This is a genomic window from Ectorhizobium quercum, from assembly GCF_026552795.1.
In the GTDB taxonomy this organism is placed as follows: Bacteria; Pseudomonadota; Alphaproteobacteria; order Rhizobiales; family Rhizobiaceae; genus Ectorhizobium; species Ectorhizobium quercum.
This window is the reverse complement of sequence record NZ_JANFPI010000010.1, coordinates 144,758-155,497: the sequence shown is the minus strand read 5'-3', so window position 1 is coordinate 155,497 and position 10,740 is coordinate 144,758. Positions and strand designations below refer to the sequence as shown.

Here is a 10,740-nt window from a genome sequence, read left to right as displayed (position 1 = left end):
CTCGCGGACCTCCGGGGAAAACTTGTTCGTCGTCTTGCTCATCATGCTCCACCTTACTCAAGAGTTGGAGCCTCCGGCAAACCCGGAGCGGTTCAGTGGCCCATGTCTGCAAGGAGCATGACGTGAGCCAGCGCCGGGCGTGTGCAATCCTGGCCGTGGACCGGTCGAGTGTGCGATATTGCAGCGTTCGGCCGAACGATGCGTCCATTCGGAAAGCCATGAGGCAGGTCGCGTCCGATCGCCGCCGCTTCGGTTATCGCCGCATCCATGTGATGCTGGACCGACAGGATATCGTCATCAACCTGAAGAAGCTGCGTCGCCTCTACCGGGAAGAGAAACTCGCCGTTCGCAAGCGTGGTGGCCGCAAGCGGGCCTTGGGAACGCGACGGCCCATCGCGCTGCCGTCATGGGCCAACGAACGGTGGAGCCTCGACTTCGTCAGCGATGCGTTCACCGATGGGACGGAGGTTTCGCGTTTTGGCCGTTGTCGACGACTTCACACGGGAATGCCTGGCGCTGGTCGCCGACACATCCCTTTCGGGTCTGCGTGTCACGCGGGAACTCGATATCGTCATGGCCCAACGCGGACGTCCTCGAACGATTGTCTCGGACAACGGCACGGAACTGACCTCAATGGCAATCCTCAGATGGTGCCAGCAGACCCGTGTCGAATGGCATTGCATCGCACCGGGAAAGCCGATGCAAAACGGCTTCGTGGAAAGCTTCAACGGTAGTTTCCGCGACGAATGCCTCAACGAAACACTGTTCTCCTCACTGCCTCACGCAAGAGCCGAGATCCCCGCATGGAAGGAAGATTACAACAGGCAACGACCGCATTCATCGCTGGACAACATCACGCCCGCCGAATTCGCCATGAAAATGGCTATGGAAAAACAGGCTGCATGAGGCCAGATTGAAAACCCAAGACTCTCCGAAATCCCGGAGGAAACTTGGGGCTAAGGTCACCTGCCAAGACCGCTGACGAGGCTGCATCATCCGAACCAGATCAGTCCACGTCGTAAAGCCCATTCCATTAAGGTGAAACCGCCCGAACTGGAGACTTGCCGAAGCCGAGTCGGTCGCACAGGAAAGGGTGTACTTCCTGTTCATCAAGAAGGCCCTGCGCCCGTAATTGCGGTATAATTTCCTCCGTGAACAGGTGGATGCACGGTCCCCTGACGCAGAAGCCGTCGACAAGCCCCGCCTGGAACCAGTCCGTAATCTTGCGCAAAACCGCTCCGATCCCGTCATCCGCCGAGACTGAAAGCTGTGGCATGAACCTTACTCGCTTCGCCGGACACCCATTTGCGTCCGCTTCAGCTTGAAAGGCCAGACGAAACGCTTCCATTTCCTCACGAGAGCGGATATCGGGCATGACGACGTCCGCGAAGCGTGCCGCGAATGCCGGATTCTCTCCCGGTTTCACCTCCTGAAAGCAGACCGGATGGCCTTGCGGCGGCCTTGGCACGTCGAGTGGTCCCTTGACCTTGTAGAACGTGCCTTCGTGCGAAATCGGGCGATTGCTTTTGCCGTCGACGCCGCTTGCTCCGCCCGGTCTTACAATAATTGCTTCGGAAGACCAGCTGTCCCAAAGCGCCTCGACGACCTCGGTAAATTCGCAGGCCCTTTCCAGCGTTTCCGGCCGTGGCGGGTGGCTGTGATCGCCATATTGCTCCGAAAATCTATCCACGGCCTGCGTCAGGTTCCAGCCCATGCGCCCGCGGCTGATATGATCGAGGGAGGCGAGCCGGCGCGCGACATTGTAGGGTTCGCTGGTCGATGCCGGCACGGCGGCAACAAGGCCGATAGAGCGCGTAGAAGCGGCCAGCGCACCGCAGACCGTGAACGGCTCACACGGCAGAAACGGTCTTCCGGCACGCACTGCCTCCGGTCCGTTTTCATTGGGAAGGATCAGAGCCGCGAAGCCCGCGCGCTCCAGATGGCGGGCGATACCCGCAAGCACCCTAAGCCTGCTGGCGTCCGCTCCGGCCTCAAGGCTGTCGGGACCCAGGATATGAACGAGATGAAGCTGTTTCATGTCTTTGAACTTTCTTGCGGGTAACGCTTAACGGTCGGGTCGGGAGAGACCAAGATTGTCACGCAGTGTCGTGCCGCTATAGGCCGTGCGATAAAGGCCACGCCGTTGCAGGATCGGGATGACCTCATCGACGAACAGGATGTTGGCTTCAAGCGAAGGCCACATCAGCGTGAAACCGTCGCAGGCATGGGTGGTGAACCATTCGCTGATCAGATCGGCCATGTCTTGCGGATTGCCGGCATGGGCCAGATGGGCGCCCTGCTGAAGAAGTTGCCGGGGTGTCAGCCGGTGTTTCCTGACGATATCGAGATAAAGGTCCGAACGGCCCCGCATGCCGTTAGTGAAGCCTTTGTCCGGCAGAAGTTCGAGCGGAACGGGCTCGTCGGACGGCAGGGTGGAGAGGTCGATGCCCACCATTTCCTTCATCCTGACCGTGGAATCCGGGCCGTTTTCCTGTCTTGCCGCGAGTTGTTCCACCGCCTCATCGCGCGTCGACGCAACGATTGGCATCAGGCCCGGCAGGATGTTGAGCGCGTCCGGCGCACGGCCGAAGCCCGTCATCCGTTCATGGATATCGGCGTAGAATTCGCGGGCGATGGAAAGAACGGGCTGGGCCGTGAAAATGACTTCGGCCCAGCGGGAACCGAAGTCGCGACCCGCCTGCGAAGACCCGGCCTGCATGCGCACCGGATGTCCCTGAACTGGACGCGGGATGTCGAGCGGTCCCTTTACATCGAACCATTCGCCCGTGTGTTCAAGTGTCTGGATTTCTTCGGGATCGGCCTTGAAGCCACCATCGGGGGCGGGCCGCAGAGCTTCTTCCCCTAAACTGTCCCACAGGCGTGTCACGACATCGATCACTTCGTGGGCGCGTTCGTAGCGCGTGTCATGTTCGAGATGCTCATCGCGGCTGTAATTGGCCGATACGGTGCCGACAGCCGTCGTGACCATGTTCCAGCCCGCCCGTCCGCCGCTCAGCCTGTCGAGCGAGGCGAACATACGGGCCAGATTGAAGGGTTCGTTATAGGTTGTCGAGGCCGAGGCGATGAGGCCGATGTTTCTGGTGACTGCCGCCAGCGCCGACAGCAGTGTGATCGGCTCCATCGAGAAGCCGGGACGGTAAGTATAGAAATCCGCGATGAACATCGCATCCATCAAGCCGCGTTCGGCCAGTCGCGCCCGCTCGGCAAGCTGGCCGAAATCGAACAGGCGGGCGGGCGACCCGTACGGCTCGCGCCACGCGAGGTCGAGATGGTCGATACAGGAATTGAAATGGACCTGCCGCTTTGGCCTGTTCATGCGCGCATACTCCGGCGAATGAGGTAGATGAGATAAGGCGCCCCGATCAGCGCGATGACCGACCCTGCCGGCAGTTCTGCGGGAGCGATGACGACGCGGGCGGCAATGTCCGCGAGACCGAGCAATATGGCACCGACCAGCACGGAAGTGGGCAGCAGCAACCGGAGCGAATGGCCGCAGAGAAAACGGGCGAGATGCGGCCCGAGCAGGCCGACATAGCCGACCGGTCCCGTCTGGGAGACGCAGACAGCCGCGATTGCCACGCCCGTAACGCCGGCTGCGAGCCGCACCGGGGCTATCGCCGTTCCGAGGCTTCTGGCCGTCAGGTCGCCCAGCGATATGAGTTCCAGACGGGCCGCGACCAGCATGGCGCAGGCCAGACCCGCAACGAGTGTTGGAGCAAGCACGAGAACGGTGTTCCAGTTGGCGCCGTAAAGGCCGCCGATCAGCCAGATCATCGGATTGCTGTTGAAGCGGGTCTGCATGACGAGGATCTGCACGATCGCGCCGCACAGCGCGGAAACCGAAATGCCGATCAGGATGAGGTAGGTTGGCGTCAGATGCGTGCGCCATGCCAGCCCGTAGACGCTGGCAGCCGCGACGATCCCGCCCGCCAGCGCCCCGCAGGCGATGGCAAAGGGAGAAGCCGTGGGAAACAGAGCAACGACCAGCAATATGCCCGCCGTTGCCCCGCCGCTGACGCCAACGATAGAGCTATCGGCCAGCGGATTGCGTACCGCCGACTGGAAAAGCGCGCCAGCCAGCGCAAGTCCGCCACCCGCCAGCAGGGCGCTGGCGATGCGCGGCATGCGCAGGTCCCTGATGATCCGGCGCGCCAGATTGCTGCCGGTGCCAAACAGGCCGTCGATCGTCTGGCTGAAGGAAAGCGGCGAAGCCCCCGCGAAAACAATGCCTGCCAGAAGCGTGACGCCCGCAAGTAGGAGGAGGATGCAGAAGAGCACGGCGGGCGGAACATGCGCGGTGCGGCCGAAGCCGAAAGAGGCCTGACCGTTCATGCCCGCGCCAGGGCCGCGCCGCATGACAAGCCATAGCAGCCATGGCGCGCCGACGGCAGCCGTGATCGCGCCAACGGGCGGGGCGCTGGTGAGCGTGCCCAGCATGTAGGTCATGGTGTCGGCAAGAAGCAGCAGCGCGCTTCCCCAAAGCGCACTGGCGGGAAGCAGAAAGACATTGCGTCTGACGCCCGCCAGCTTGACGAGATGCGGTGCGACAAGGCCGACGAAGCCGATAGGGCCGGTGGCGGCAACAGCCGCGCCGGTCATGACGAGAACGAGTATGATCGAAGCGGCCATGACGGGACCGCGCTTCTGGCCTAGGCCCGCGGCCGTATCCTCGCCCAGCGCGGCGATATCGAAGGAACGCGACGTGATGATCGCGGCAGCGAGGCAGGCGACGATCCATGGGGCCGCGATCTGAACGTTCGCCCAGCCGTTCTGCCGCAGCGAACCGGCGCTCCAGCTTATGAGATAGCGCGCCTCCGCCTCGAAGATCATGAGAAGCGCGCCCGTGAAACCGGAAATCGTCATCGAGACGATCAGTCCCGAAAGCAGGATACGAAGCGGTGTGGCGCGGATGTTGCCGGACATCATATAGACGGCCGTGACAGCCAGCGCCCCGCCCGAAACGGCGACCGGTATCGGCATCGCGGCAAGGATATCCGGCGCGAGAATGGCCGCGAGCACGATGGCCAGAAAACTGCCGGAACTGATGCCCAGAATACTGGGAGACACCATGGGATTGCGCAGGACGCCCTGCATCAGGGCACCGGAAACGGCCAGGGCACTCCCCGCAAGGACACCCATGACAGCACGCGGCAGGCGAAACCCGCCGATCACATCCATCATCAGATTGCTTTCGCCGGATCGCAGCGCGCGGACGATCTCCACAATGCCGATGGCCGCCTCCCCGTGACCCATATTGGCGAGAAAGGCGATGGCGAGTGCGCAGAATCCACCGGCCAGCATCAGGCAACCGGCGCGGATATCGTTCGCGATCAAGGAAGAAGCGCCTTCTGCACGTCCCGCAGGAACAGCCGGGCACTCAGAGGACCATTATGAATGAGACGATAGGGAACGGCATGCACCCGTCCTTCCCGCACGAAGTTCAGGTTGCGCCAGACCGGCGTGGACATCAGGTTTTCGACGCCCTTGGCATTGAAGGGCATGTAGAGAAAATCGGCATCCTGAAAGGCAATGAGGCTTTCCGCCGTCGTGACCGTAAACCCCTTGTCGGCAAAGCGTGCGTCGTCCTGTCCATAATCGAACCCGCACCTGGCCAGAATTTGTGCAGGCAACGCATTGGCATTGAACAGCATGATTTCGGCGCCGGTCACGCCGGCATTGACATTGCCGAGGATGACCGGACGTCCGCCAAGCCCCACCGTTTTGAAACGCGCACGGGCTTCAGCGAGACCGGCATCAAGGCTTGCAAGAAACGCCTCGCCTTCCGTCTGCCGGCCGGTCAGCATGGCGAAAACCCGCAACGTGGCCGACATGTTGCCGAACTGATCGGAACTGCCGGACGGCTGCGACAGGAATGCAGCGACAGGCGCGATTTCCCGCAGCATAGAAAGGCTCTTCTGCACGCTCGAGACATTGCCGACGATAAGATCGGGTTCGAGCGCCATGATCAGTTCGATGTTCGGTGCAGAGAAAAGGCCGAGGTCCACGACATCACCGGCAAGGCGAGGCTCTTCATCGCCGGTGAACCTGCGATAATTGGCAGGACCGGTCACACCCGCCGGCTGCAGGCCGAGCGCCAAAAGGTATTCGGTTGTCTGCTGGTCGAGCGCCACGACTTTCACGGCGGGACGGTCGAGACACACGGAACCGAGCGGGGTTTCGGCGCAAAATGGTGCGGCATGCACGGCCGGGGCGACGGCCAAGCATGCAAGCGACATAAGGCAGAAGGTACGCCTGCCGGTGATCATGGTCTGTCTTCCTTTCGTTCGGTCAGTGTCGCAAGCGGAATGAACCACGGGCAGCCGGATACCGTATCCTGACGGATATCGGCTTCTATCTCGAAGGCATCCCGCAACACCTGCGGCGTGAGGATCGAGACGGGTGAACCATCGGCAATGATGTGCCCTTCCCTGAGAACGATCATGCGGTCCGAATAGCGGGCAGCAAGATTGAGGTCGTGCAGCACCATGACGACCGTACGCCCATGCCTACGGTTGAGTGTGAGCAGCAGGTCGAGAACATCGATCTGGTGGGCGATATCCAGATAGGTCGTCGGCTCATCCAGAAACATGACCTGCGTTTCCTGGGCCACGGTCATGGCAATCCATACCCGCTGACGCTGGCCGCCGGATAGGGCATCGACCGGCTGGTCGGCAAGCGCCCCGATCCGCGTCATCGCGAGTGCCCTGTCGACGGCTTCGATATCGTCCCTTGAACGGATGCCCAGAATGCCTTGATGCGGTGCGCGCCCATAGGCGACCAGTTCCCTGACCGTCACCCCCTCGGGCACGACCGGCCCCTGCGGCAGAATCGAGAGCTTGCGTGCGATCTCGCGGGTACGAAGATCGCGGATGTCGCGGCCTTCGAGCAGGACCGAACCGGCTGCCGGCGCAAGAAGCCGCGAGAGCGCCTTGAGCAGGGTCGATTTTCCCGAGCCGTTCGGCCCGACCAGTGTCGTCACAGTGCCCGGCACGATTACCAGATCGACGCCACGCACAACCGGACGAGTTCCATAATCGACATCCAGCATGCGGGCTTCGACGGAGGGATTGGAAAGAATATCGTTCATCAGGAAAACCGTCATGCCGGCGGCTACGATCGCCGCCGGCGGAAGGAGATCAGAACTTGACGTTGAGCGCGCCGATCACCATGCGGCGCGCGACATAATCGCAATAATTGGCGCTGAAGCAGCCACCCACTGCCTTCCTGTCGACGAGATTGGTGACGGAGATCGCGAGGCGCGCGCCATCCATCTTCTCGGACAAGGCACCGAGATCGTAGGAGAGTTTGGCATCGACAAGCGTGTAGGCCAGTATTTTGGCGGCATTCGCATCGTCGGCATACATACTGCCGATATATCGAACGCCCGTACCGATCATGAGCCCATCGAGCGCGCCTTGATCGAACCTGTAGTCAACCCAGACAGAGGCCATATGGCGCGGCGTATTCGTCGGCACCTTGCCTTCATAACCATCATTGCTGGATGTCACCTCGGCATCCATATAGGCATAGCCAAAGGATGCGTTCAGCTTGTCGGTCAGGCTGACCTTGCCTTCGAACTCGAGGCCGCGCACCCGTACTTCGCCCGTCTGGATCGAATAACTGCCGCAATCTGCGAGCGTCGGCGCCATCGCGCAGGTATGGGCATTGTCGGCCGTCGTCACATTGGTGCGCCGCAGGTCGAACAGGGCCACCGTAAAGGCGCCATCAAAAGATGTCGGCTCGTATTTAAGCCCCACTTCCCACTGCTTGCCTTCCGTCGGCTTGAACGGGCTGCCGAAGTAATCGGTACCGGATGTCGGCTCGAACGACGTCGAATAGTTCACATAGGGAGCCAAACCGTTGTCGAACAGGTAAAGCAGCCCCGCGCGACCGGTCAGCGCATGGTCCTTCGTTTCCGTCGTCGCATTGGTGAGGTGGTTGTCGGTATCGGAGGATGCCCAGTCTTGGCGCAGTCCAGTCATGAAGCGCCAGTCGCCGATCGACATCTGGTTTTGCGCGTAAAGACCGTATTGCTGCTGGGTCGCAGTGTTGTTGGTGCGCGTCACCAGTGTCGGAATGGTCAGCCCGCCATACGTCGGATTGAACAGATCGAGATTGAGGGTCGAATTCATACCCTGTGCCGATAGATTGTCCGAGGTGAAGCGGCGATAGTCGAAGCCGGCGATCATCTCGTTATGCGTCGCACCCAGATCGAACTCGTATTTCAGATTGTTATCGATCGAAACGCCGCGGGTGGTCGCCGCCTGATCGAGCGCCGTGCGGGAAATCGTGCGCTCATCGGCCTGCAACGCGCCGGGGCTCAGCGTCTGGGCATCGACGCTTACGCGGGTAAGGCGCAGGTTTTGTCGAAAGGACAGCGCATCGCTGAAATCATGCCTGAAATCGGAGGAGATATAGGCCTGTTTCCGGTCGTAATCGCAGAAGGACAAGTCGCAGGTATAGACATTGCGCGGGAACCTGCCGTTGACGTTCGGCAGCACCATACCCTTGATGGGAAGATAGCTGCTGGAATTGCCTTCCGGATCGCGCTGGAAGCCCGTCATGATGGTCCAGCTTGTCGCATCGGTCGGCTTCCACATGACGGAAGGCGCGATGGCATAGCGCTTGGTCTTCGACAGATCGTTGTTCAGCTCGGTCTTTCGGGCCACGCCGGCCAGTCGGTAGCTGAACACGGAATCCTCCGCAACGCCGTTCAGGTCGACCGTGCTCTCCGCGTAACCGTTCGTACCGAACCCGACACCCGCCTCGTGCTGGTTGATGCCAAGCGGACGCTTCGAGACCATGTTGATCAGCCCGCCCGCGCCGTTCTGCCCGTAAAGCACCGAGGCCGGTCCCTTAAGAACTTCCACCCGCTCCAGCAAGGCTGGGTCGGCCTGCGCCACAGCCAGCGATCCCGAAGGCGTAAGCTGCGTTCCGTCGAGATAGACGTTGTTGATGCTGTAGAAGCCGCGCAGCCGGATACGGTCGAAATAGCTTGTGCTCGGCTGCACCTCCGTCACGGCGCCCGGCGTGTAGCGCAGCGTTTCCGCAAGGCGCGTCGGCTTCAGCGTTTCCATCTGCGCCGAGGTGACCACGTTGACGGTCTGCGGCGTTTCCTTGAGCGGCGTATCAGTCTTGGTGGCGGTCGCGGACTGGCGTGCCACGAAGCCCTGCGCCGGACCCCATGCGTTTTCTTCCCTGCCCTGAACGACGATGGGAGACAAAACCGTGGAGCCATCATTGATGGCCTGTTCCTCGCCGGCGTTGCCGGGCCGGAAGATGGCCACCGTATTGGCCGAAACGAAGCGATAGCCGAGCCCGGTGCCGTGCAGCAGGGTCTCAATGGCCGAAGATGGGGTCAGGCTGCCGTTGGCAGGCGTCGAGCGGCCGGTTATGGCTGCGCCGCCCGGACGAACGACCTGAATACCGGTCACGGCCGTAAAGTCCGCCAGAGCCGCGATCAAGGGTTTTACAGGAATGGCAAAGCCATATTTCGATGACGGCCCGGCTTCCTGCGCCAGGACAGGCGCGCTCATCAGCGCGCCGATCAAGGCCAGCGAGACGCTCGTCTTCAGGATCAGTCTATTGAACTTTTGCATTCCATACGCCCTCGGAAAATCATGTTACCGCGTGTTCCGAGGACTGAACGACTGGGGAGGGCCTAACCCGTAAAAACAGGATAAAAATCTGAAAATTTTTATAAATATTTGATTTATCTGTAGATAATTGTCGCGACGCCGGGAATGCGCACTGCATGGAGATCGGCGGCTCGCAACGCGGAAAGGATGGCGTCCGGATCGCTTACCTTGAATACACCGGAAAGGTGCGTTTCGGGATAGGTTCCGTCCTGACGCAGGATAACGCGGCCGCTGCTCATGCGCGAAAGCTCGCTCGCAACCTTGTCGAGCGGAGTGTGGTTCATAACGAGAAGCCCCCGCCGCCAGGCGAGCGTTATGTCGAGATCGGAAGCCGACTTCTCGCCAAGCCGGTCGTCCCTGAACGACACGGATTCGCCTGCATTCAGTTCAACGGCATCATCCCGCCCCGATGAAACGGCTACATGCCCGCGCTCGACGGTGACATCCACGGAATCCCTGTCGGTATCGACGGCGAATGCGGTACCGAGTACTTTCGTTTCCACCCGGCCCGCCGCAACGATGAAAGGCCGTTGCGGATCGGGTGTGACGTTGAACCATGCCCGGCCGCGAATGAGGCGAACGTTACGCTGCCCTGAGGTGAGCACGGCGTCGATGGCGCTGTCGCCATCGAGAAAAACAACCGAGCCATCGGCAAGGCGCACCTCGCGCCGCTCACCGGGAACCGTCGCATAATCGGCAAACGCCCGGTCGATCAGGCCATCATCACGCCACAGGGCGGCGGAACAGAGACAGACGAGGCAAATGGCCGCCGCATTGGCAAGGTTTTTCAACCTTCTCCGCCGCCGCCCGACCCCCAGCCCTTCGCGATACCAGCGGTTCGCGCCGGCAAGTTGTGCAGGCCGGTCCATCGTGTACCACAACGACTTGATATTGCTGAATGCTTCGTGATTCTCCGGGCTTTCGGCCAGCCATGCCCTGAAATCGCGGCGAACGGTCTCCGTCGGCTCACGGTCACGCAGTCGCGCAAACCATGCGGCAGCCTGCCGTACGGTCTCGTCCTTCGTTTCCTGCTCATTTCCGGTCGGGGTCATTCAGACCTGTCACTTGTTCGTGGACTCTT

Annotated in this window: 7 protein-coding genes and 1 pseudogene; 1 reads left to right on the top strand and 7 read right to left on the bottom strand. The window is 61.2% G+C overall.

Annotated features, from left to right (window positions below):
* Positions 1 to 92 precede the first annotated feature (92 nt).
* A pseudogene (locus NOF55_RS21820) lies at positions 93 to 906 on the top strand (IS3 family transposase); the annotation flags it as partial.
* A 127-nt stretch (positions 907 to 1,033) separates the two neighbouring features.
* On the opposite strand, the gene NOF55_RS21815 reads toward NOF55_RS21820, so the two are convergent.
* The 7 genes from NOF55_RS21815 to NOF55_RS21785 all read right to left on the bottom strand — a co-directional run bounded on the left by NOF55_RS21815 (position 1,034) and on the right by NOF55_RS21785 (position 10,711).
* Positions 1,034 to 2,038, bottom strand: coding sequence for an LLM class flavin-dependent oxidoreductase (locus NOF55_RS21815; RefSeq protein WP_306413239.1), 1,005 nt, complete (start codon positions 2,036 to 2,038; stop codon positions 1,034 to 1,036).
* Positions 2,039 to 2,065: 27 nt separating this feature from the next.
* Positions 2,066 to 3,337 carry an NtaA/DmoA family FMN-dependent monooxygenase gene (locus NOF55_RS21810; RefSeq protein WP_306413238.1) on the bottom strand — a complete coding sequence of 424 codons (1,272 nt, stop codon included), beginning with the start codon at positions 3,335 to 3,337 and terminating at the stop codon, positions 2,066 to 2,068.
* Positions 3,334 to 5,355: an iron ABC transporter permease gene (locus NOF55_RS21805; protein ID WP_306413237.1), complete on the bottom strand. Its 2,022-nt coding sequence runs from the start codon at positions 5,353 to 5,355 to the stop codon at positions 3,334 to 3,336. The genes NOF55_RS21810 and NOF55_RS21805 overlap by 4 nt, the downstream gene beginning before the upstream one ends.
* Positions 5,352 to 6,152: an ABC transporter substrate-binding protein gene (locus NOF55_RS21800; protein WP_306413236.1), complete on the bottom strand. Its 801-nt coding sequence runs from the start codon at positions 6,150 to 6,152 to the stop codon at positions 5,352 to 5,354. The genes NOF55_RS21805 and NOF55_RS21800 overlap by 4 nt, the downstream gene beginning before the upstream one ends.
* 131 nt (positions 6,153 to 6,283) lie before the next feature.
* Positions 6,284 to 7,108 (bottom strand): ABC transporter ATP-binding protein, encoded by an 825-nt coding sequence (locus NOF55_RS21795; protein ID WP_306413235.1) that lies wholly within the window; start codon positions 7,106 to 7,108, stop codon positions 6,284 to 6,286.
* Positions 7,109 to 7,157: 49 nt separating this feature from the next.
* On the bottom strand, positions 7,158 to 9,620 hold the full coding sequence (locus NOF55_RS21790) for a TonB-dependent siderophore receptor (protein ID WP_306413234.1): 2,463 nt from the start codon (positions 9,618 to 9,620) through the stop codon (positions 7,158 to 7,160).
* A 113-nt stretch (positions 9,621 to 9,733) separates the two neighbouring features.
* Positions 9,734 to 10,711: a FecR family protein gene (locus NOF55_RS21785; protein ID WP_306413233.1), complete on the bottom strand. Its 978-nt coding sequence runs from the start codon at positions 10,709 to 10,711 to the stop codon at positions 9,734 to 9,736.
* Positions 10,712 to 10,740 lie beyond the last annotated feature (29 nt).

Excerpts from the sequence above, each read along its gene's own strand:
- NOF55_RS21790 (WP_306413234.1), bottom strand. The coding sequence starts at position 9,620 with ATGCAAAAGTTCAATAGACTGATCCTGAAGACGAGCGTCTCGCTGGCC.
- NOF55_RS21795 (WP_306413235.1), bottom strand. The coding sequence starts at position 7,108 with ATGAACGATATTCTTTCCAATCCCTCCGTCGAAGCCCGCATGCTGGAT.
- NOF55_RS21810 (WP_306413238.1), bottom strand. The coding sequence starts at position 3,337 with ATGAACAGGCCAAAGCGGCAGGTCCATTTCAATTCCTGTATCGACCAT.
- NOF55_RS21815 (WP_306413239.1), bottom strand. The coding sequence starts at position 2,038 with ATGAAACAGCTTCATCTCGTTCATATCCTGGGTCCCGACAGCCTTGAG.
- NOF55_RS21785 (WP_306413233.1), bottom strand. The coding sequence starts at position 10,711 with ATGACCCCGACCGGAAATGAGCAGGAAACGAAGGACGAGACCGTACGG.